This window comes from Pseudocolwellia sp. G5-9, assembly GCF_055808995.1.
On record NZ_CM147893.1, the window covers coordinates 4585897 to 4608036 of the forward strand.

Genomic DNA, 22140 nt, shown 5'->3' on the forward strand with positions numbered 1-22140 from the left:
ATTCGCCTTGTTATACACAAAAATATCAATGTTGAGAAGCTAATATAGCTTATGAAAACAACGATACATATTAGGTTTTTGATAAATAATAACTTTAATTTATTCGCTAACATTCATTAACCCGAGTTGAGGTTAAATAGTTTTTAAAATATATGAGTTTTATATAAACGAAAAAAGACGCTAATCAGCGTCTTTTTGTATTTTAAAATCAATAAATTATATTGATTAAGGTTAAGTGTGCAAATGCAACGGAATAACAACCTTCAAACGTTCTAAATCACCATCGCCAACGCCGTGATTTTTGAAATATCTTCGCCATTCAGAAACAAGATCTAAGGTTTCTTTAATTATTTTTTCTGCTTTAAAACGCTTCAAACCAAATCTTTTAGCTTGCGACAATAAGTTTTCAACCGTTCCATTTCGTCCATCTGTACCAATGCCCATACCATGTTGGCCGTTTATATTAATGGGTAAAACATCATAAGCAGGTGATAAACGCCAATCTTTATTTTTGAATGAATATAAAAAAGCATGATTACGCGTATGATCATCGGTATTACCAATAAACACGTTAAACACCATACGTTGAAATAGTTCAGCAGCATCTTCAGGAACACTACCGTGCTTCAAAATAAACTCAGACAGAAATCCATAGCTGTATGTATCTACCAACAACGAGGGATTAATAGAGCGTAAATTAATAAGAGAATTAGCACTAATAAAATGGTGAGTAGGGCGTATACCTTCTAAATCAAATCGCTCAACCAATAATACATCACCATTATTTGTTTCTAACACTTTGGTATGTGCAACATGACCTGTTAGTTCTTTCAGCATATTCATCGAAGCATTTTCAACTTTAGCATGATTAAATAAATCATCAGCACGATTAAATTTAGCTAAATAGGTTATGTTACCGTCAGACACTGTGGTTTTAGGACGAGCACCCCCCATACTTGAACCATATTCAAAGGCTTTTTTTGCTTCTTTAGGTATTTCTTCATCATTTAGAATCGCGTCTTTCGCTCTCAATAACAGAGGAATATCCCCTAAAGTATTCTTATTTATTTTTAATTTAGAGGTAAGACTAGATAAGCTAAAAACTAATGATCCCACGCCCATGCCAGCACCAGCTAATAAAAACTCAAGCGCATTTTTAGGTTTAGTATTGTGTAGCGAAAGTATAACTTTTTCACCCCACGAGTCAGCACCCGCATCAGCAAGCACACCAAACATACCTCTTTGATTGGTTGTTTTATATATATTATTAGAAAGGGGGAGGTTTAGCGGGTCGAGCGGAAATGCATCTGCTCGCGCTAAATAGCTTTTACCGTAACGAAATTCACCATATTGTTTTTTTACATCAAGAGTAACTGCACCACAAACAATAGGCTTATCTTCAAGACCATCTATAAACACATAAGCTTTAGAAATCATTCGAAAGCTCTTCAGGCGCTTTTCTTGCTTTACGTGATCTAACAGATTCAATTAATGCAGAACGTTCATCAATGGATGCTTGTAGGTTTTGAGTTAAGTCTAAAAAAGCGAGAACATTAAATAACGCTTTAGAGTTAACACCAATCCCACGTTCAATGGCTGAAATAGTAGTACGGCTCACACCAACTCTTTTGCCTAACTCTGTTTGATCCATAGTTTCAGAGCGAACACTTTTAACAAGTAGTCCGATAGATTGTAATAAATTATCTGAGTTTTTATGCATTATATTTAAGTCATTAGCTTCTTATGAGTTAAATATAATGCATATTGTTTTATTTGTCTATTATGTATCAAATTTTAATCAATAGTGTTTGAAGAGGCTATGTGTTTATGGTGTAAGAGAATGTGGATTTCGCAACTTTAACGATTTCTTTTCGTCGTTAAAGAACGTTGTTGAACAAACGAAGTGCGTTAGTAAGTCTTTGATTTTAATAGGCCCCCGTTTAGTAATTCGGGGGTAAAGGTTAAGGGGGTGACGAACTATTAGCTTAGATGGTTTGTTTTAGCGACCGACCTTATTCCTTATGTTTTTACGTTCTAATATCTAAGTTTGATTTGTTAATAATAATCTATTTAGTTTACTGTTATGCATATAGTGTCCTATGCGTTCTTGCTATTTATAATTTCATTTTTTAATCAACATACTAAGTGATTGAGGATTATATTTAAGTTATATATATTGGCTTTAATTTAGGATAATTAGTTGGCTGTTTTTTTGTTTGTAGTAAACGAGAATAGTTTCTATTAATAAACTGTTAGGATTTTTATGGTGGGATTGAAGAAGGAAACATTGGTAGAAGCATTAAATCCAGATATTGATTCAAAGGATAGGCAACGATTTGAAACTTCATTTAAGGGTTTAGATTCCCAAAAACAATACTGTGAATTTCACTTCGAAGAGTATAAAAAGGCTTGTCAAAATTATGACCTTGCAATGCAAGACAAACTTAATATTAACGCACAAATAGATCCCCAGTATTATAGGATTGCTTTTGAGTCACATGGTTATGCTTTTTTTAGGTGTCTTCATGCATTGATTGAGTCAGTGCCATATATGTTAAATATTATTCTTCAAGCTAATCCTGATATTGAATTTCGTCATATTGGTTGGAGTACATTGTATGAATACATTAAAAATCATAACTTTAATGATGGTAATGCTGTAATTAATGATATTCGTCAATCTCAATCGTATCTAGAGCTTGAACATTTAGTAAATGTTTCTAAGCACCGTAGGATTCCAAGAATAGATAGCTGTTTTTTTAAAGAAATTGTTAATCAGTATAATAAACCAGAGTTTTCAAGTGAGGACTTGTGTATTGGATTCAGGAATTACAATATCGAATACCTTATGATTGAGTTATATAATGAGTTATTTCCTAAAACAATATCTTTAATTAATTGCTTCGTGTCATTTCACAGTATTGATAAAAGACTCTAATAATCAATTTAACTAGGATAAATAACTGATCTATTATTTCTATTTTAGTCAGCTATTGTGCATTCTTTTGTAGCACTTGATTGTTTATTTTGCATCCCCATATAAGTTATGTGCTATTTTCAAATATGCATTTAAAGCCTAAAACCAAGCAACACAACAAAAGGAAAAAATTATGGGAATTAAACCAGGTCCAAAACCAATTGCTAAATCAACAGGGGAGTTAGATAAGCGTCGTAGGGATAATAAAAACACTCCCGGGAATAAGCCTTCACTTAAGCCACATAAACACAAAAAAGGTGATTAGCAAAATTATTATTTCACCTAAAAAGTTACTTAAACAGAAAAGAATAATTGGTCATCGCTTTGCGATTATATACAACCATAATTTTCAGTTTAACAACGCATTAGGAAACTAAACTAGGACCTGAATTATGGGATGGATTTCATCACTTTTTAAGCGTAAAACTACTGATGGCAATGTCAATGCGTTCACTTTTCGACAAGGTAAAACTGTCGCTGTAGATGAGGCTTATGAAGCTTGAACTTCAGGTGATTTGGAGTTAATGCTAAAAGCGGTTGACTCTAAAACCAACCTGATTGATAGACATTTTCTATTACTGTCTATAGTCAGAGCTACTTACAAGTTAAGAAAAGAAGAAAAATATCGAAGTTTGTGTGTGGAGTACAGTGAAAAGCATTTACAAGAGTTTCCTGAAATAGCGCCTGCCTTAAAAGAAAATATGGGAGGTTTTCTTCCTCGTGTTACTACATTTCAAAATTATGCGACAGTTTTATCTGAAAATAATAATTTTGATAAGGCAATTGAGGTATGCCAACAAGCGCTAAGTTATGGGTTACATGATAATACTAAATCGGGCTTTAATGGGCGTATTGTAAGAATAGAAAAAAAGGCAAAAAAAATTATTTAATAAGTCGTTAAGTATGAAAAGAACAGTTGGTCATTGCATCATGATTGGAACCAATTATTATTCCCGCTTAGTTAGACATTATATTATTCACTAATCAAGGAGTTCAACTCGAAATCATGGATAATAATTTAGTAAAAGTTTGTTATAACGGTGAAACGGGGTCTAATGACATTAGAACATTTCATCGTAGTGAGATCTTATATATTTCATTACGTGATGTTTTGATTACATTGAATAAAGAAAATAAAGAAATAGATGATAACCATGTAGTGAAGTCTATGGTCAATGTAATTAAAGGGCAAATGAAAGCATTAGATTCTGATGAATACGTTATGGTTCCTGTAATAGACGGCTCTTATGTAGATGATGAAGAGGTTTTTGTTACTCAGCCGGGACTTTATAGAGTTTTATCTGGTGACAGAAGTCATGCAGGGAAAATTTTCCAAAGATGGTTATTCCATGAGGTTGTTCCTTCTTTAACTAAATATGGTGAGTACCCACCTCCTTTAGTTTCGCAAGACTCTGATGTAAAAAGATTAGCTAAAACTCTGTTACTAGAGATAGAACAAAGAGAAGAACTCGAACGTAAAACTCAAGAACAGTTTAATAAACATGAAAAAATGCTTAATCATCTTGGCAGTAAATTACAGAATTTAAACTCCAATAATCTGCATCTTGAGTTTATGTCGGTGACTGATTTTTGTAACTTGAACGAAATTGATAAAACTAATGAGCAACTAATTTTTGGGTGGAGTATTAAGATTTGCGCAGAAAAAGGTGAGCCATCAAGAAAATCTATCATTCAAGGGAAAGAAATACTCCAGTTTCCTCAATATGTTTTAATTGCGTCAGCTAAAGAGTTAAAAATAGCATAACAATTAATTATGAAAGATTAATAACTGCACTTAGCTGCCGTGCCTCGCTAATTTGGCTGACAATTTGTAACCTATGTCTGAATGGGGGCTTATCTTTCTATAGTTTTTTAAAAATTGGACAATTAGTGGACTTCAAATAAAAAAACCTTTACAACCTGTTGATTGTAAAGGGTATTGTGTGGTGGAGCGGGGGGGGGGTTCAAACCTCGCCACGCTACAGCCCTTTAAATACAGCGACTCTCTAAGGCTTCTTTATTCTGATGTGTACCAGTTTAGTGTATCAGTTAAATTGGGTTCAGTTCCCCGCTTGGGGGTTGAACTGTTTGTGTTGTTTGTTTTGATTGCTCGTATTTATTGGAACGGGATATTACTAGTTTCTATAAATAACTCTATTTCATCTTGACTCATTTTTTTATCGTTTCTGAGGAAGTGCCTCAACCCTTGCTTGCATTTGTTTTTTAATTTACTTGTTCTGATTACCACTTTTTGGATATCTTTGTAATCGAAGCAGTAACGATAGTAAGGTATAAAGACCCCGTTTTTCTCTCGATAACAGGGGTTCTGCTTATAATTCATATCAAAAGTAAGAAAGAAACGATATTCCTCCTCTTCTTTAAAGTTTTCGTTTTTGAATAAATATTTGTAATAAAGATATTCTGATAGCCACACATCTCCGGCCTCTAACCTGTGTAAGAAATGCTTTAATCCTGCGGGAGGTCTATCTAGATTAGTAAGAAAGTTATTCATATCAACCTGTAATCTAAGGTAGTCTTCCTCCATATGTGAAGCCATCTTTTTGCAAATTTCTTCCTTTTCACTATCTTCGTAGATACATGCCTCAAAACCATGGGAGTGTCTTGTTAAGACGTACGTATCATCTTTTGTCGGAGCCCCTACGATTGATAAGCCATCATCACACATGATATCTTTAAACTTATCTGGTGATTTAAAACCAATAGCGTATCCTTCTTCAGGTGGGCAATATCCTCGCCATTGACTTAATAGGTCTTTTTGTTTTGAGAAAGAACAACTATAGGCGTCAGTTCTAGTATCTATAAACTCAAGTAACTTCAATATATCTTTATTTTTAATATGCTTTCTAAGGTGTTTTAATAAGTCCGAGCCTTCATTTGCATCATTTAAAAAACTCGTATGAGTTATCCATAACTCTTGATTGGTTAAGATTTTTAAAGTCGTTGCTGCATCAGTGTAATGGTAAAATAGTTGGGTCATTTTGCACCTATTATTGGGTATTTGTCAGCTTAATGTGAATTACTTAAAAACTTCATCAGGTAAGTAAAAAGAAAGCTTAAGTTAGCTAACCAAAACAACCAATATGGAAATCTGAAATCTAGGTAGTAAGGCTCTCTAGTAATCGCCTTGTACTCGGATTTTATTATTTCATAATACTTAGTTAATTTTATTGATTGTGTAATGAAAATATATTCATTTTCTTTATCATAGTGCCTTACCTCCCATCTAGGTATACCTAGTTTATATTCAAGAGTGGGAGGAAAATACACTAAACCAGTCCAATTCTCTGATTCTCGCCCGCCCGTAAGGTTATATTTAATTGATTCAGGTAGTTTGTATGTATTACTAACTGGCTCGTCAGGCTCGTACCAATATGTTAAACCATGGGCTTCTATTGACTTCTCAGCCTTGTTTTTAAGTTGGAGGCCACACTCCGTTACAAGCTTAGGGGGGATTTTACTTCTTATTATTTCTCTAAATTTTTGACTGCCACCGCCATTACTTGTAACTAAATAAGAGTTGTAGCGTATAAAAAAATACATAAGCGTAACCATAAACAGGATTATAAATGCATTAGGATTTCCAACCTTAAGGCCTAACCCGTTCATCGATATTCCTGTTATTTGAGACTCAGATATAGAGTAAAAAATAACTAATACACTCATCAAAATTAAATTTCTTCGCTGCCTTAACAGTCCGGGCTGTTCATCTAAACTTTTAATGCTCATTTTGATTTAATTATCTCTCATTTGGTGAGGTTGACTTTTATATTAAACAATCTTTAACTGATGCGAATCGTGGAGCTATAACATACCTATTAATTGGCCGTCCTTTCCTGACGATAACTCCTGGCAATATCAATTTTTCAAACGCCTCTTTGTACCTTCCTTTGGTACTGCCTGTAGGTACTCCGCCAGAAACGGTCAGTAAGGAGGATATCTCCTCAGCCAGTTCAATATCATTCAAATGCCGATATATCATCTGAATAAAAGTTAACGGATTACCGCTTAGTATGGTTGGATGATTAGAGTACTCTGACAAACTGGCAAGAAACTTATCTGCAAGCTCGAAAGATTCGTGTGAAGCGAAGTTAATCAAACCGATTAAGCCTTCTAAGCTTGTGGCTGTATATGTTCGATTCTCCGTAAGGGCTGGGTTTTGGCTGTATTTATGTTCTATTTCTATCCGTACTCTTTTATTAGTCTTGGCGTATAACTTAAGCCTTTGTTTGGTTTTAAATTCAGCCCTAAGAGCTATCGCAGAACCCTCTGTAAGCGTTCCTGCATCATTATAATATGATGTTGACGTATTGTTTCCTAAAGACAAAAAATCGCGCTCTAATGATTTGACTGTAGCTACTGGGTTATCGCACTTTATGTCCCAATATGTTTCGATTGATTTAAGGGAGTAGTATGGTTCAAAACCTCGCAAGGCAAATCCCCCAGAGTGATATTCATTAATCTCATTGCTTAGGTAGTCGCTTATTGAGGAAATGTAACGCTCAAGGTTTTGTTGCCATAAACCTCTAGAGCCATTAAGTTTTGAAACTGGTTTCAATAAAGCATTGTCCTTGTAATCTAGAGTCCTTTCTGATGCATGGCTAATGCGGTCTTGCTTGGCAAATAAAACAAACGACTCAGTAAGTATTCTTTCAATTTTATTGTTATGTTTAACTCTTAATGGCGTGGGTTGGTAAACACAAAAGCGAGTAGGGTTAATTCGAAGCCTGAGCTTTAATATGTAGCTGTCTAGCTGTTCTGTTGCTGTTATTTTACGAACCTCTAAGTACCCTCCAAATAGCGGGGCATTATCCAGCAAGCCTCGCCCATATTTTGGCTTAAGGATTTGGAGTCGCTTAATTGCGGGAGAACTCAAATAATTATCGGATTGAAAAGCCCTGTGCGGTGATTGTGATTGACTCCTGTCTTGACTTCCTAGACATTGGATAAAGCCTGCCATCTCGGAATCAATAGCCTGAATAAACCACTCACCAACATCTAACTCTATTTTATCTTGCTTAGCATCATCAACACTAAGTGTAGTATCTAAAATATTACCTTCCATATAGTACTTGTTTTCTTCCTTTTTACACCCTCTACTAGAGGAGGGGATTTGAAACTGGTTTCAAATTATGCTTCATTTATTATGTTATAGATAGATTGTCGGCTGATATTTAATTTACATGAAACCTCAGTCTTAGGGGTGCCACTAGTGACCAGTTCAATAACCTGTGATTTTAATTGTTCGGTTATTGCGGGCTTCCTCCCCATTCTTACGCCTTGGGCTATAGCTGCTCTTCTTCCTTCATTGGTTCTTTCTAGTATCCTTTCTCTTTCTGCCTGTGCTACAGCAGCAAGGATGGTAACTACCATTTTACCCATAGTACCTTCGGTGCTTATTCCATCATCAAGGAACTTGACTGCTATTTTTCGTTTGTGTAAGTCATCAATTATCGAAATCATATCAGCAGTATTCCTGCCTAGACGGTCAAGCTTTGTAACTACAATCACATCACCTTCACGCGCTTTGGTTAGCATTAATTGAAGTCCTAAGCGCTCATCACTTTTACCAGATGCCTTATCGGTAAATAAAAAATCAGAGCTATCTTTGACGCCTTCAGCGATTAATCTTTCTTTCTGAATGCCTAAGTCCTGAATATTGGTCGATACTCTTGCATAACCTAATGAGGCCATAATGTGTCCATTAAATGGTTTGTTTTACATTGAGTGTAAATTAAGTCTAAAAAGTGAATTAATTTACACGTTATTGATGCTGTTACTGAATGTACAAAAAATGATAAATTAATTTACACTCTTTCTAACTCAGCCAATTCAACAATGCCGCAATAGAGTGGGCGGTTGTATGGACTTCTTGATTAGAAAATAGAGTTTTGTTTAGCTCAGGGTCGATATCTTTTCTGAAAGCTAAATCCAACTCTCTTTTTAGGGTGACAGCATAGGGCTTGTAATCATTAGGCGTCTTCAGCTTATTTATCATATCTTCGTTCAGAGCACCTGACTCTTTCATCGCATAAATCAGGTCTGCACACGTGGAGAGCTTGTTTTTAGAGCTTGCTGCTTGCCATATTAATGCACTTTCGGTATGTAAATTTCCTCCCTCGTACCATTTATGGTTATCACTTCTGGCTGAGCTAGATGATTCATCAATCAATCTACTTCCTGTATCAAGCCCGCCTGATGGTGAAACTAAAAGCGCCATAAAGAACAAGCCTACCACTAATTTTATTGATAATGACCTGTTAATATCAGCTAATGATAACTCAGGCTTATTGAGCTTATTCAGTAACCACGACTTTAGGTTTTTATCTAGTTGAGCAACTAGGGCTGCGCAGCAAAGTAGAAAAAGAAAGGATAATATCCCACCTTCAAGTAGTTGCCCTAATGACATTAATGTAAAGAATATTGAGGTGGCGACTATTTTTTTATTCATATTAATTCCTTGTATGATTTTATGGGTGGTCTCTGACTATAAAAAGCCAACAACCTATTATCCCAAAATGGGATGCTGCTGACAATATTCTATTTTAGGATATTTAGTTCAGGTTGGAATATTTCAGTGGCAAATAAATTATGGGACGTGAAGCGTGTAGCTTTGCGAGAAACACTGAAAGAGCTAAGGATGAATGAGGGGTACACTCAAGACCAATTGGCGGATAGCCTTTCAAAGCCACAGAGCTATGTTTCAAAGTATGAGAGTGGTGAACGTAAGTTAGACTTTGTTGACGTATTGGAGGTTATTGATGTTTTGGGTGTTGAGCTTGTAACTATGTATGGGGTGTTTAATAAAAAGCTCCAGCCCTGATTGTTTCAACTGGAGCGCCGTAGATTAGAATAAATGTGTAACTGAAAGGTTTAAATTTGTATTGTCATTAAGGTAATCAACGACTAGCTTTCTGTGGCAGAGGTGAGGCTTGTGCTCACTACAGAGTAGACAGGCATTGTTGAGAGTATTTTGGTTTATGTGTTTTTCTACATTACGTTGAGCCATCAAATTTAGAAATGACTCCTCATACCCCTCCCAAGAAATATCACCTTTCTTAAGGGATTTGAATAATTCGTCTGTTGGAGCTAGCTCAGGTAGGTGTATGTATTCTGCTTGGCATAGCTCTTTGGTAAAAAACTTTAAATCATCGCGCTTCGCAAAACCTGACAACTGAGATGTATTATTTAGCCTAACATCAATTAGAGTTGAAACTTTTGACTTTCTCAGTAGGTCAAAAAAAGCTCCTGCGTTCTTTTTGGTAAATCCTATGGTAAATACATTCATTAAATATCGCCTTATATAATTGATTAATAACAACAATATTCTGACATATTAGCTAATAAAGTACACAAGAACCGATTGTTATTGCCCTTGATTTTTATCGTTACGATTAAGTGTCGATATTAGCTCACATAAGGTTCCGTATTGGATTTTTTGAAGGTGGGTAGATAGGGTTGTCAGCTTATATCCAATACCGTAGTCATCCATCACATCTTTTGATGCTTTCCAGCCGCCTAATGCTGCACCCAGCTCTTTAGGTATTTGCGCCTCGCGAATAGCGTCGCGAAAACCATGCCTGAAACTGTGAAAGCAAACACCATTATTTTTAATATTTAAAGAGTTTAAAAACCGAGAGAACCATTTAGAAAAATTATCTGAATAACTGCCGCCTGCGCTTTGAGGTAAGTCTGGAAATAAGCGCTTATGTCCTTGGATTTTTATTTTATTAACATAATCAAGAAAGCCAATTTTAATTAGTTGCTTATGTATTGGAATATCTCTTTCACTACTAGCATTTTTAAGTGATTTCTCATTGTTATCATCAAGCTGAACTTGAATAACATTTACACCTTCAATACAGGTAATATCACTCGTAAACAACTGACAAATTTCATTTAATCTCATGCCTGTATATAAGCTAATTAAAGGTATCCAAAATTTATGTCGTCTTGGTTTATTCGTTCCAGCGGTCTTGTAGTTCCATTCGTCATCAACACACCCTGTGTATATGGGAGCTTGAAATAACGTGCTTAAAGCTTGCTCTGAAAACGATTTTTTACCATCTGTTTTTTTCTTTTTCTGCTTTAGATTGGGTACATGTTCACATGGGTTTTTCTTCAAGTATCCTTCTTGCACCGCAAACTTCAATGTGGCGGATAGCTTGTTAAGATTGCCATTAATAGAGATGATACTAAGAGTGCCTGTAGGTTTTTTAGAATGCGCTTCTATACTGTCTATGAGGGATAGGTGAGGATAACGCTTTTTAGCGTTTGAAGGGAGTTGCTGGAGCTTGTCTCTGAATTCTCTACAGTCTTCAGTGCTAATAGATGATAAAGGTTTGTTTTTACCAAATAGCTCTAGTGAAAAATCAAAAGCAAGTTTATACCCTGCTAATGTTTTATCTGTTAAACCATCACTCTTTTTAGCGGCCTTAAATTTAGCCAACACTGCGCCCCAAGTAAGCTGTGAGCTTTGATTTACTTGTGATGGTAATAGCTGCTCATTACGAGTTAAAAATAACTGGTAAGGTATTCGTTTATAAGTATCACCTAATCTTTCTAATCGTTTAAATGTTTGCTCTATAAGCGACTGGTGCATTAAAGACTGAGCAAAACGGTATTCTTCTTTTTGCTTGTGGTTATCTAAATCAGGAAAAAGGTTTTTTACTTTCTTCTGAATATCTCCGGCATATTGTGATTCATCCCCCCCATCAAAGACAGATAAGTCCTCCCGCAAATTATCAATAATTTGTATTCTTTCTTCGACAGATGAGTTAACCCTAAAGGTATCATCTTCGGTTGCATGTTTAGTTATTTCATTTTGGTGCCAGAGAATGACTCGTCTTTCTATACTTGTTCTATCAAGCAAAATGGGTAAAGGTTGAGGGGCTGGTCTTGTATTGCGAGCCTTTTCAAAGGTTTCTTCGGCCTCAAGTTGTTCAATAGGTAAACGCCTTTTAGCCTCACTGCGATTGCTCGTGCCTAGGGCTTTCTTTATTTCTTTTTTACCGATGATTGTAACCAAGTCCTTCGGAACTCTAGTTCTGAAGTAAAAGCGACCATTTCGTAGTAATAAATTAGATTGTTTTGACAAGTCTTTCATTCCTAAAGTGTACCACTAATGTGTACCATTTTAGAAACAAGAAGTTAGAGAGAGTGGGAAGTTGCTGATAATTCAACAACTTCCCATTAAGTGGTGGAGCGGGGGGGAATCGACCCTATCTTATAGCTTGATTAAATAAGGCCTTGCATTTAAAAACAATGACTTAGTGTTACATATTGTTATGGCTTGTTACTATCTGTTAGTACTGTTGGGTATTAATTGGGTACTTTGTTAGCCATTGGATTGAATTTTATAACGTCTTCTAAATGGGTTTTACTGAAGTGAGCATACTTCATTGTATCGTTTATACTAGCGTGTCCTAGTATTTGTTGAAGTACTAATATGTTCCCACCATTCATCATAAAATGACTAGCGAATGTATGCCTTAAAACATGGCTACATTGTCCTTTAGGGAGTTGAACCGCCGTCCGTTCTAATGCTTTTCTAAATGCTCCAATACAACCAGTAAATAATCTACCGCTATTTTTAGGGATCTCGTTATTTAGTTCTTTACTAATAGGAATGGTTCTATTCTTCTTACCTTTGGTGTTTATGTAGGTAATTTGATTGTTTGCAATTTGTCTTCCTGTAAGACTTTCAGCTTCACCCCATCTTGCACCTGTGGATAGGGCTATTTTTGCTACAAGGTAAGCGTCAGTATTTCTAGATTTTTTTAATTCTTCTAGTAGTAATTCTATTTCTTCAGGTGTTAAGAATCCCATTTCAGGTTGTTGGTATTTTAATGCTCTTACGTTTTTAATTGGATTGTTTTTAATTTCATTTAATCTTATTAATTCATTAAATAATGCATTTAGGTAGGTTTGTTCATTGTTTACCGTTTTAATAGATACTTTGTCTAGACGCGTAGCTCTATATTCTGACCAATCGCTACTTGTTATTTTTCTTGCAATTGGATTTTTCATTCCTTTACACATAGCTTTCATCTTGGCTAGTCGTTTTTTTATATCTGCTAGGCTTTTACCGTGTAGGTTGTACCAAAGGTTTATTAGTTCCTCAAGTCTTCTATTGTCTTCAGGAGCAGGTTCCCATTCTTTAGATGAGTTGGCGATAGATATTTGATGATTTTTGAAACGTCGTGCTTCACCCAATGTTAGAAACGTTTTTTTATATCGTGTTCCGTTGTGGCCATTTGGTCTAAAATCTAGTTGATAAGGTGTTTTTTCATCATCAGTTTTCCAAATACCATCTTCAACTTTTTTTACTTTTTTCATTGATGATGTTTGTCCCATTCAGTACTAAATCTTTCTGCCTCAACATTTCTTTTATTTAAGCAACTTGCAAATTGTGATGTGCTTTTAGGCTTTATGCATTCTTTAGGTGTTTTATAGTATTCTATCCATGCGTTTTGTTTATCTCCTTTAAACTTACCTTTTATTTTTACGGTACTCTTTCCAAAAGATTTTTTTACATATTGATTAGGGTAATACTTTTTCTTTGTAGTAGTTTTTTTTGAATAGATTTTTTTAGATTTATTATTGCTTGATTGGTTGTTTTTTCTTGACCTACATATTTGATATTTCTCATGCGCTTTATGTTCTTTATCTCTTAAATATTCACTTGTTTTATGTCTTAACAAAGATTGAATATGTTGTAATTCATTTAATTCAACTTCACATTTTGATTTTGCATAAGATTTATTTGTAATGATCAGGAATAAAATTATCCATAATGTTTTTAGCATCTAATATTTCCTTATTGCTATTTTTGTAAAACTTTAAAATTTAAGGAATGAAATGAAACAAAGCTTACTTATCCGTTATTTCGAATTAAAAAAATTACCACCTGATTTACGTTATCAAGCATTGCAACAATGGGAAAAAGAAGCGCAATTTAGAGTAATACAACAACAAAAGAACGAAGTTATTGAGCTTTGTCTAGTTTCTGGTTCTCATCGTTAATTTTACATATTTCTTTTATTTCAGACGTTATTATTTCCGTGATATGAGAAATTTTAACGTCTTTGTTTAATGTGATCATATCGGTTTGTATTGCTGCAAAAATACCTTCAGTAACTGATATTTTTAATTCATTTATATCTATTTTTTTTGAATCGTCTTCAATCCCAAAAATTAGATAATCCATAGAAACATCAAATTCTTCACATGCTTTTATACATGCTTCAAACGGAATTGAACCTCTATTTTTTACAGATGATCCCCAATTTTTTTTAAAACCAAGCAGTATTGAAAGTTCATTCAATTTTTTCGTTTTATATAACCCTAATAATCGATCAAAAATATCTTTAGAATTCAATAGCATATAAAATAAACCCCAAAACGCGATATATTTATGTTGAAATCCACAAATCGCGAGTTTAATATTCATATCAAGATTTAACGTCGCATAACGCAATGAGATATGAGTTTAAAAAATGTTAACTAATCATATTACACTTACTGACATACAATTTGAATCACTTAAAAGTGACTTGTTAGCCTCAAACCTTCCTTTTTTGAGTGTAGAAGCGTACGCACGAATTACAAACGATACAGTTGGCAATGTTCGCCAACAAGTTCATCAAGGTCGTTTACCTATCCGTAAAAAATTAAAGTCTCGCGAAAAAACATTCATCAATATGTCTGCTATTCGTGCAGAAGCTCAAGCGGCTATTTAATCATGATACCTAAAGACATTTATTTTCAAGTAGAGCAATGGGGCGATGTGTGTATTCAACACAAAGGCCAAGTGCACCACTTTACAAATCTAATGTCATTAATCTCATTTCTTCAACCTATCTACGGTGAAGACTTCAATTTAATAGAAGTAAACGACGAAAATTGGCAACAACTTTATGAACAAGGGGTGTTTGATGAACAATAAAAAAGCACTTTTTTGTAAAGTTGATGCGTTATCACTTACCTGGTCACCGCAAGAACTTCTCCACATAAAACAACTCGCTAAAGTTGGCGCTTGCATCAAAAAGAGCGATATAGAAGAAATTCAAGGTAATGCACTACTACGTAAACTGTCTAATTTAGAAATAAAAAAGAACATCGATTTATCTGCGGCTGAAACATTTAACCATGTTGCATATAACGACATTCTAGAAAGCTACAAAGAAACGGCTGAAGGTATTACGCGTGAATACAACGAGCGCAAATTCAAAGGGCTGAGTTCTGAAAGTTTTAGACTAGCAGAAAATGAAGTCGCCGCACGTTACGAACTGCGCCAAATGTTTAAAGGCGAACTCGAAGTCGATACCTCAAAAAAATACGGTGACCGATTAAACAATTTATTAGAGAACATTGGCGTTAACATGCTCGACACACTTTGTTGTGGAGAGTCAGAACGTTTCGTTTGTTTACTTAACAAAGTCTTTTCAAAAAACAACTACATGTGGACCATCAAAAACAATCCATCAGGTCGTTTTAATTACACCTACTCAGCCAATATATTTGCCGAAGGAGAACAAGCAGGTGTTATTTGTTGGGGTGGTAAAAACCTCGGCTGTTATGTGTCATTCATGGGTACGGGCTGTGAAGCTATAGACTTTCAAAGACTGTATCAAGAAATACAACATATTCCAGAAATCAAAATTACCCGTATCGATTTAGCCTATGACGATTTTTCAGGTACTCGTTCTATTAAATCAGCTAAAAGATTAGCTGAACAAGGCGCTTTTAATTGTGGCGGACGTCCTTCTTCTTACATGTATGTTGAATCAGGCCACTTATGCAAAGCCATGAAACAAACATACAAACGCCAATTTGCATTCGTTCCTGACAAGGGAAGAACCTTATATGTAGGTAGTCGTGAATCTGGAAAACTTCTTCGTGTATATGAAAAAGGCATACAGATGGGCGACCCAAAAGATAAATGGGTTCGCTGGGAACTTGAACTCCATTCAAGTCAACGTGTGATCCCATTAGAAACAATGATTAAACCCAGTGAATTTTTAGCAGGTGCTTATCCAGCGCTTCATTTTTTAAATGAAGAGCAATCAGTCATAAAAACAGTGGTTAAAAAAGCACTTATGACGGTTGAAAAAATCATTGAGAATCAAGTTGTTTCAACGCGTAAAGCTATCAACATGATGCGCCATTTATGCGATATGTCTGACAGTGAAATAGTCGATAAATTTTTAGTTGGTATCAAAAATCCATTGAGCAAGGAAGCTTTCCCTAAACGGCTACTTATACCCATAACAGAACAACAATTTTTAGAACAAACACAATCAATTTAAATGAGAGGTTAATCAAATGGAAACTGGAATTATTTTACGTGGCAAGTTACTAGGCGTTCGACCTACCGTTCGCAAATATACAAATGCTAACGGTGAAGAAAAGACAACTAACTTTACTGAAATAGGTATTGAAACATACGGAAGTGATGGTTACGGCGGTGTTAGACCGTTTGTAAATAACGTTCGTATATCAGCAGAAAAAGAAAAAGATTCTGCCTTTATGAAATCACTTAACGACAATCATTTTGCCATTGTTGAACTACCTGTTCAGTTAGGTAACTTTCAAAGTATCTATACCGATAGAAACGCCGTTTTATCTGTATTAGAACAATCAAAGGTTGCTTAACGCATGGTTCAAATAGTCGTTATTCATAACAAACCAATGAACATAACAGAGCGCGTTTTAGATAATGTGGCTTTTGAATGTACCTCATGTAACTGGGTTGGTTTTCCTGAATTTCTGGCTATTTTGAACGATTTTTCATGTTGCCCGATATGCCATGAATATGATGTACGGGTTAAAGATAAGTTACTGAGTATTACGTCATGAACGGATTTAAATTAACTCAATTTAGGGCGTTATATTTTTTAATCATTATCTTTCTTTTGCTCGTTATTTCGCAAACCGCAAATGCAGCATTTTGTGCAAGAGAACTTAACGATGGGACAGTGGGATTAACAAGCACTTCAGTAGAGCAATGTACTGGAATGATAATACTCACAAAGCCCGATTTTGAAGCATTAATTGGCGGGGCAAGCGCCTCGTCTGGAAATTTGGAAGTAACTCTCAATAAGCTTTTTGCTTTTGATGCAGAGTTATTTGCAATAGTTGAATTAGCGCTAATTATGGCTTTTTTAACGTCACACTTTGGCGGACGTATTGTTCGCTGGTTCGGTAAATCTTAATTTAAAATTATTCCTGAAGGGGAAATTATTATGTCTAAATTTGTAACGATTATTAAAAATGGTAAAGCGTGTGTTGTGGCAACGGCTGCTACTGCTCTTGTTTCTGGTGGTGCTTTTGCGGCTGATTATACAACTGAAATTGCATCGGCTTCGACTGAAGGTTCAGCAAACGTAACAGCGGTAATTTTAGCGGTTATCGGTATATCAATTCTTGGTTTTGGTGTTAACGCCTTAACGGGCTGGTTTAAAAAGTAATGGTGACAACTATATTTTTAGCTTGTGCGTTGTATTACGCAATGTTCGAGGGATTCACATCGGGTATTAGAGCCTCGTAATATAGTTGTTATCAAAATAGGGGGCTTTTTAAGCCTCCTTTTTTTTAAGGTTTTTCCTATGAAATCATTAATTTTTATTATTATCTTTTTTACCGCTTCATTTTCTAGTCATGCGGCTTTTAGTGTAAGAAGTGGTCTTCAACCTCAAATCCCTACAGGAGCAACTTGTACTGATTTTGAATCATGTGCAGGTTTATTTCATAACTTAGATGGTTATGTGTTAACGGGGGAATTTCAAATAAGTTATCCAGATTTAGTTAAAGCGACGTATCGTCGACCTAATGGAGATTTAAGGGTTTTCTCTGCTTCTTTTAATATATCTTCTGATTGTTATATGTCTTCAGAGATAGGTATGGTTTGTGGTTTAGATTGCAACTCTTCTGATTCTTGTCTTGCTTTTGCTTCTCAGGGATGCCCCTCTGGATATGTCAGTCAATTTGAGTTTACCAATGTTGCTAATTGGGTCCATTCCTGCGGTAGTTTTGAAGATACGGGGTCTATTCCTGATATCAGTCAGTTACCTGATGAAGCAATATTAACATCTACCTTGAAAGGTGATAGGGGGTTACAAGGACAAGCGGGTCAAGATGGTGCTGATGGAAAAGACGGTATTGATGGAATCGATGGTGAAGATGGAGAAAACGGTACTAATGGTATTGATGGTGTAAATGGGGCTGATGGTTTGAATGGTCTCAATGGCGCTAATGGAATAAATGGAAAAGACGGTGTTGATGGAACAAATGGAACCAATGGTGTTGATGGAACAGATGGAATAAATGGCACTAATGGAACAGATGGAAAAGACGGTAAAGATGGTGTTGTTGATCCCCTTGTTCTTCAACAAGTGCAGTCTAATGAAAATAACATTTCAGATTTATTTGATGATCTTTCTTTTTTAGACCAATCCATGAATATGGTTGTTAATGATGTGGTTCGTAACAATCAGGAGATAAGTTTATTAACTCAGGATAACACGTTACAGGACCAACAAATTTCAATGTTAGAGGTTGCTATACAGGCCGTTGATACTTCAGACGGTGTAGATGGGACAGATGGAATTGACGGAGTTGATGGAAAAGATGGTGTTGATGGCGTTGACGGAAAAGACGGTGTAGATGGGGCAGATGGAGAAGGTTGTTATACAACAACATCAACCAGTCACGTAACACAAGTTATTTGCGGTGAATCTAGTAGCTCGATTGAAAATGGCCGTGATGGTGTAGACGGTAAAGATGGGGCTGTTGGTGTTGATGGACAAGACGGCTCTGTGTTGAATCTGCAAGCGGTTGCTGACTCTATTAATGACGGTTTTGGTTATATTAAATCACCTTATAATTTTTCTTCGAGTGTTTCTAATTCTGAAGCTTATAACGGCTTCTTTACTGCTGAATCGATTTTAAACAATGATATAGCGGTCGGTAATTATAAAGAGCTTATTAAACGTGAAAACTCAACTTTTCATGACGTTATAAAAGGGAAATTTACGTTTAATGCTTCTTCTAGCGGTTATGAGTCTCGTAATCTTGATTTAGGTCAATGGGGGCAACATGACATTTCTATTTCGCGTATTACTCAACATTTTGGCGGACTCGCTAATATTATTTATTTTTTAGCGTCTTTAATGGCTTTAACGATAGTGCTGTCGGGGATTAAAGTATGAGATTAATCATTGTAGTTTGTTGTCTTTTTTCGTTTTCTGTATTGGCTCAAGAGGTTACAAGCGGCTCAGTTGATGGCCTGTCAGGCTTCTTTACGTTTGTCTCGAATATCCTTGCTGATATTAATAATTTTATCTTTGTAACAATACCTGAACTTATAAATAATTTTTTTGTTTGGGTGACTTCGTTTTACTTAAAACTTCAGTTTTTTGCTATGTATGAATCTTTGAAGTTCTCTCATGAGGTCGCGTTAACTTTTTTAAGCATGATAGATATTTCATCTTTTATTAATAGCGCGATTTCTGCATTGCCTCAGGATATGAAACAACTGGCCGTTGATTTACGATTTTTTGAAGCATTAACCTTAGTGGTTGAAGCTTGGGTTACACGACTTGTTTATACGGGGTTTAACTAATGGCGACTAAAATATTTCATGGTGCTCCAGGTTCTTATAAATCATCAACGGCCATGTGGTTTGAAATAGTACCGGCTTTACGTGCTGGCCGTGTTGTTGTTACCAATTTACAAGGTATAAAAACACTTGAGGTTATACAAAAGGAATTAGATGAGATTTTTCCTAATACCGCTAGATTATTACGTATCTCAATAGGTAATGATTTAGGCATGACGTTAATGCGTAATTTTTATCATTGGTTACCGATAGGGGCGTTAATTTTCTTAGATGAAATACAAGACATTTATCCAAACGATAAATCGTTCAAAGCATCAGATTATGATTATGTTCAGGAAGGGGCTTTTGATGAGCATTTGCCTAATGAATTTAAAGAAATATATCACCAAGAACAAAGGGCCATAAAAGGTTCTATTAACATTGAAGACTATCTTGATGATATAGGCGAATCCCTTTTTGATGAACGTGATTATTTACGTTATCCAAGAACATTACGCGAATGTTTTATGCGTCACCGTCATTACAACTGGGATATTTTAATCGCTACGCCTGATATTAAAGAGGTGTCTACGTTTGTTCGCTCTGTGTGCGAAGTGGCTTATGCGCATGTGAGTAAAGATGCAATGCCGTTACCGTACTTTAAACGACGACCGAGAATACTAGAGCATTCACCAAAATCTAACGGTATTACGGTTGGAAAAAACGATATAACTTCATATAAAAAGGTTCCTCTCGATGTCTTTAAACTTTATAAATCAACCGCAACTGGAAAAAGCACTAAGTCTGGCGCTGGTCAATCGCCTTTTACGAGTACTGTTATATTCGGCTTTATTGCTGTTCTCGCCGTTTTTGTTTATCTATTTTATTTTATACTCGATAAAACAAGCGCTGACGCTCCTAAAGAGACTCTTAAAAATTCATCTGTTCAAGAGGTCAAAGATAAGAAAGCGTTATCGAAAGTACCTGAGAGTCAAAAGCAAGTTGCTAAATCTGGTAAAGAAGTTCTTGATAAACGTGATTCTGTTTCTTTTCGTCATGATAGTTTTGAGACTATGTTTACGTCTAGCCGTTCTTTAATAAAGCATTTCGGTGTTACTTCTATTTATGTGAATGGCATTAGTACCGTTATATATGACCATAATAGGGTAGAGCGTGATTATGTATTTACCATGTATTCAGGTGAGCAACAATTTACGGTTGATTCTGATTTCTTTAAAAAGATGGGATATAAGATTTTTTATAAAAGTGAATGTCTCTTAGAGCTTCGGTACGAGTCTGTAAGTAACTATATTTTTTGTGAACCTAATAAGATTGAAACACATGATGATGGGCTTCAACAGACTGCTGCACCTAATGTAAGTTTGATTTAAATAATAAAGTCAAAGTAAACCAGCGCGAGAGCACTGAGGCGGAGGGCGAAGCCTGAGCAACGACAACGAAAGCGAGCAAGCGGTTTACCGTCTGCTCGTTTTTTTTATACCTATTAATAATATTAAATAGAGAACAATCGCAGCTTTAACGATTTCTCTTCGTCGTTAAAGAACGTTGTTGAACAAACGAAGTGCGTTAGTAAGTCTTTGATTTTAATAGGCCCCCGTTTAGTAATACGGGGGTAAAGGTTAAGGGGTGGGGAGAACTATTAGTTTAGATGGTTTGTTTCTTTTCACAGGTTCTAAATTAAGATATAAAAGTAAGTTATTGAACACAAAATATAAGTTTGATATGTTGCTTTAATTAAAAATTCATTGAGTGGATTTTTTCGCTTGTAGGAAACGAGAAATATTTCTCTTAATTTGCTGTTATGTTGCAAGGAGCTCATCTATGAGTTATATGATTAATATTGTATGTGCGTTAGGTGGAGCGTTATTTGGTTCATGGATTGGTCATAAATTTACTATAAGCTTCTTTAATTCTCGTACAAAAAAACAAAAGATAGCACTTTATGATGAAGTCCAGATTATTAACGAAGACTACATTAACTGGTTAAATATATTGATTGATGAATTTAATGAACCGTTGAAAGATAGTTATTCTGGAGCGCCATTTATACATACTAAACTATTAGATAATTTAGTAGTCGAACTCTCCAGCACTGATGAAATGTTAACTAAAAATCAAAGACGTTTACTTGTTGGTTTAAGTAATAAGAATCGAGCTTTAGCAGTTAAAGACAATGAACGAGATTTATGTATTAATGATTTGCGTACTAAAAGCGATCAACTTGACGATAGAGAACGATTTAGAGCAACTAAAAATATCGAGTTTTGGACTGCACATTTATTAAGAGAAGTAATTGAGATTATTTTTTATACGTCAAAGCTTAATGAAGAGAGTAATAATTTTATATTTGGAAAGTACGAGATTATCGAGCAGATAAAGGCAGTGTGCAAATATAGCAATCTAGACTTTGATGAGCAGTTTTGGCAAAAGGTTATTCAACGGATTTCAGCATAACAAACTGCTAAAAAAGGATCAAATACAGTTGGCTTTTTGTTTACTTATTTTTTGCCAACTTTATTTTTCC

General features: G+C 35.2%; 29 protein-coding genes. 17 read left to right on the top strand and 12 right to left on the bottom strand.

Translation table 11 applies throughout. From position 1 onward, the window contains the following. Window positions 1-231: 231 nt before the first annotated feature. Both AC0L5Q_RS19975 and AC0L5Q_RS19980 read right to left on the bottom strand, forming a co-directional pair. Window positions 232-1437: a type II toxin-antitoxin system HipA family toxin gene (locus AC0L5Q_RS19975; RefSeq protein WP_473613294.1), complete on the bottom strand. Its 1206-nt coding sequence runs from the start codon at window positions 1435-1437 to the stop codon at window positions 232-234. Then, window positions 1427-1720 (bottom strand): helix-turn-helix domain-containing protein, encoded by a 294-nt coding sequence (locus tag AC0L5Q_RS19980; protein WP_473613295.1) that lies wholly within the window; start codon window positions 1718-1720, stop codon window positions 1427-1429. The genes AC0L5Q_RS19975 and AC0L5Q_RS19980 overlap by 11 nt, the downstream gene beginning before the upstream one ends. A gap of 567 nt (window positions 1721-2287) precedes the next feature. Here AC0L5Q_RS19980 and AC0L5Q_RS19985 point away from each other — a divergent pair. The 4 genes from AC0L5Q_RS19985 to AC0L5Q_RS20000 all read left to right on the top strand — a co-directional run bounded on the left by AC0L5Q_RS19985 (window position 2288) and on the right by AC0L5Q_RS20000 (window position 4742). Next, window positions 2288-2938 carry a hypothetical protein gene (locus AC0L5Q_RS19985; RefSeq protein ID WP_473613296.1) on the top strand — a complete coding sequence of 217 codons (651 nt, stop codon included), beginning with the start codon at window positions 2288-2290 and terminating at the stop codon, window positions 2936-2938. Window positions 2939-3110: 172 nt separating this feature from the next. Continuing rightward, window positions 3111-3242 (top strand): hypothetical protein, encoded by a 132-nt coding sequence (locus AC0L5Q_RS19990; RefSeq protein ID WP_473613297.1) that lies wholly within the window; start codon window positions 3111-3113, stop codon window positions 3240-3242. 259 nt (window positions 3243-3501) lie between these two features. Continuing rightward, window positions 3502-3867 carry a hypothetical protein gene (locus tag AC0L5Q_RS19995; protein ID WP_473613298.1) on the top strand — a complete coding sequence of 122 codons (366 nt, stop codon included), beginning with the start codon at window positions 3502-3504 and terminating at the stop codon, window positions 3865-3867. A 116-nt stretch (window positions 3868-3983) separates the two neighbouring features. Continuing rightward, a complete protein-coding gene (locus AC0L5Q_RS20000) occupies window positions 3984-4742 on the top strand; it encodes a BRO family protein (RefSeq protein ID WP_473613299.1) in 759 nt (252 codons plus the stop codon). A 351-nt stretch (window positions 4743-5093) separates the two neighbouring features. Here the strand turns inward: AC0L5Q_RS20000 and AC0L5Q_RS20005 are convergent, their stop codons facing one another. From AC0L5Q_RS20005 to AC0L5Q_RS20025, 5 genes are all read right to left on the bottom strand, one after another. Beyond that, window positions 5094-5975, bottom strand: a complete 882-nt coding sequence (locus tag AC0L5Q_RS20005; protein ID WP_473613300.1) for a DUF2971 domain-containing protein — start codon at window positions 5973-5975, stop codon at window positions 5094-5096. Between the two features lie 29 nt (window positions 5976-6004). Then, window positions 6005-6724, bottom strand: a complete 720-nt coding sequence (locus tag AC0L5Q_RS20010) for a hypothetical protein (protein WP_473613301.1) — start codon at window positions 6722-6724, stop codon at window positions 6005-6007. A gap of 37 nt (window positions 6725-6761) precedes the next feature. Next, window positions 6762-8060 carry a hypothetical protein gene (locus AC0L5Q_RS20015; RefSeq protein ID WP_473613302.1) on the bottom strand — a complete coding sequence of 433 codons (1299 nt, stop codon included), beginning with the start codon at window positions 8058-8060 and terminating at the stop codon, window positions 6762-6764. Window positions 8061-8125: 65 nt separating this feature from the next. Next, window positions 8126-8689 (bottom strand): recombinase family protein, encoded by a 564-nt coding sequence (locus AC0L5Q_RS20020; RefSeq protein ID WP_473613303.1) that lies wholly within the window; start codon window positions 8687-8689, stop codon window positions 8126-8128. 124 nt (window positions 8690-8813) lie between these two features. Further along, window positions 8814-9446, bottom strand: coding sequence for a hypothetical protein (locus AC0L5Q_RS20025; RefSeq protein ID WP_473613304.1), 633 nt, complete (start codon window positions 9444-9446; stop codon window positions 8814-8816). A 126-nt stretch (window positions 9447-9572) separates the two neighbouring features. Between AC0L5Q_RS20025 and AC0L5Q_RS20030 the strand changes: the two genes are divergently transcribed. After that, complete coding sequence (locus AC0L5Q_RS20030) at window positions 9573-9818, top strand: helix-turn-helix domain-containing protein (protein ID WP_473613305.1); 246 nt, start codon at window positions 9573-9575, stop codon at window positions 9816-9818. 24 nt (window positions 9819-9842) lie between these two features. Here the strand turns inward: AC0L5Q_RS20030 and AC0L5Q_RS20035 are convergent, their stop codons facing one another. From AC0L5Q_RS20035 to AC0L5Q_RS20050, 4 genes are all read right to left on the bottom strand, one after another. Continuing rightward, the gene (locus AC0L5Q_RS20035) at window positions 9843-10283 is read right to left on the bottom strand and encodes a DUF488 domain-containing protein (RefSeq protein WP_473613306.1); all 441 of its coding nucleotides are present in this window, start codon (window positions 10281-10283) and stop codon (window positions 9843-9845) included. A 78-nt stretch (window positions 10284-10361) separates the two neighbouring features. Beyond that, window positions 10362-12092 carry a DUF6538 domain-containing protein gene (locus tag AC0L5Q_RS20040; protein WP_473613307.1) on the bottom strand — a complete coding sequence of 577 codons (1731 nt, stop codon included), beginning with the start codon at window positions 12090-12092 and terminating at the stop codon, window positions 10362-10364. A 224-nt stretch (window positions 12093-12316) separates the two neighbouring features. Further along, entirely contained in the window at window positions 12317-13333 is a 1017-nt protein-coding gene (locus AC0L5Q_RS20045) for a phage integrase (protein ID WP_473613308.1), read from the bottom strand. Then, window positions 13330-13803: a hypothetical protein gene (locus AC0L5Q_RS20050; RefSeq protein WP_473613309.1), complete on the bottom strand. Its 474-nt coding sequence runs from the start codon at window positions 13801-13803 to the stop codon at window positions 13330-13332. The genes AC0L5Q_RS20045 and AC0L5Q_RS20050 overlap by 4 nt, the downstream gene beginning before the upstream one ends. Window positions 13804-13855: 52 nt before the next feature. On the opposite strand from AC0L5Q_RS20050, the gene AC0L5Q_RS20055 reads away from it, so the two are divergent. After that, entirely contained in the window at window positions 13856-14020 is a 165-nt protein-coding gene (locus tag AC0L5Q_RS20055; protein ID WP_473613310.1) for a hypothetical protein, read from the top strand. On the opposite strand, the gene AC0L5Q_RS20060 is transcribed toward AC0L5Q_RS20055, so the two are convergent. Next, window positions 13983-14381: a helix-turn-helix domain-containing protein gene (locus AC0L5Q_RS20060; RefSeq protein WP_473613311.1), complete on the bottom strand. Its 399-nt coding sequence runs from the start codon at window positions 14379-14381 to the stop codon at window positions 13983-13985. The two genes, AC0L5Q_RS20055 and AC0L5Q_RS20060, sit on opposite strands and share 38 nt — an antisense overlap. A 112-nt stretch (window positions 14382-14493) precedes the next feature. Between AC0L5Q_RS20060 and AC0L5Q_RS20065 the strand changes: the two genes are divergently transcribed. From AC0L5Q_RS20065 to AC0L5Q_RS20115, 11 genes are all read left to right on the top strand, one after another. Continuing rightward, complete coding sequence (locus AC0L5Q_RS20065; protein ID WP_473613312.1) at window positions 14494-14736, top strand: hypothetical protein; 243 nt, start codon at window positions 14494-14496, stop codon at window positions 14734-14736. A gap of 2 nt (window positions 14737-14738) precedes the next feature. Further along, the gene (locus tag AC0L5Q_RS20070) at window positions 14739-14942 is read left to right on the top strand and encodes a hypothetical protein (protein WP_473613313.1); all 204 of its coding nucleotides are present in this window, start codon (window positions 14739-14741) and stop codon (window positions 14940-14942) included. Further along, on the top strand, window positions 14932-16305 hold the full coding sequence (locus AC0L5Q_RS20075) for a replication initiation factor domain-containing protein (protein ID WP_473613314.1): 1374 nt from the start codon (window positions 14932-14934) through the stop codon (window positions 16303-16305). The genes AC0L5Q_RS20070 and AC0L5Q_RS20075 overlap by 11 nt, the downstream gene beginning before the upstream one ends. 16 nt (window positions 16306-16321) lie before the next feature. Next, a complete protein-coding gene (locus AC0L5Q_RS20080; RefSeq protein WP_473608214.1) occupies window positions 16322-16651 on the top strand; it encodes a DNA-binding protein in 330 nt (109 codons plus the stop codon). A gap of 3 nt (window positions 16652-16654) precedes the next feature. Continuing rightward, complete coding sequence (locus AC0L5Q_RS20085; protein ID WP_473608210.1) at window positions 16655-16855, top strand: hypothetical protein; 201 nt, start codon at window positions 16655-16657, stop codon at window positions 16853-16855. Then, window positions 16852-17211 (top strand): hypothetical protein, encoded by a 360-nt coding sequence (locus AC0L5Q_RS20090; RefSeq protein WP_473613315.1) that lies wholly within the window; start codon window positions 16852-16854, stop codon window positions 17209-17211. Before AC0L5Q_RS20085 ends, AC0L5Q_RS20090 begins: the two co-directional genes overlap by 4 nt. 30 nt (window positions 17212-17241) lie before the next feature. Continuing rightward, a complete protein-coding gene (locus AC0L5Q_RS20095) occupies window positions 17242-17466 on the top strand; it encodes a hypothetical protein (protein WP_473613316.1) in 225 nt (74 codons plus the stop codon). A 138-nt stretch (window positions 17467-17604) separates the two neighbouring features. Continuing rightward, window positions 17605-19206: a hypothetical protein gene (locus AC0L5Q_RS20100; protein ID WP_473613317.1), complete on the top strand. Its 1602-nt coding sequence runs from the start codon at window positions 17605-17607 to the stop codon at window positions 19204-19206. Next, window positions 19203-19619, top strand: a complete 417-nt coding sequence (locus tag AC0L5Q_RS20105; RefSeq protein ID WP_473613318.1) for a DUF2523 family protein — start codon at window positions 19203-19205, stop codon at window positions 19617-19619. Before AC0L5Q_RS20100 ends, AC0L5Q_RS20105 begins: the two co-directional genes overlap by 4 nt. Beyond that, window positions 19619-20986, top strand: coding sequence for a zonular occludens toxin family protein (locus AC0L5Q_RS20110; protein ID WP_473613319.1), 1368 nt, complete (start codon window positions 19619-19621; stop codon window positions 20984-20986). The genes AC0L5Q_RS20105 and AC0L5Q_RS20110 overlap by 1 nt, the downstream gene beginning before the upstream one ends. A gap of 451 nt (window positions 20987-21437) precedes the next feature. After that, window positions 21438-22070: a hypothetical protein gene (locus AC0L5Q_RS20115; protein ID WP_473613320.1), complete on the top strand. Its 633-nt coding sequence runs from the start codon at window positions 21438-21440 to the stop codon at window positions 22068-22070. The last annotated feature ends 70 nt before the right edge of the window (window positions 22071-22140 follow it).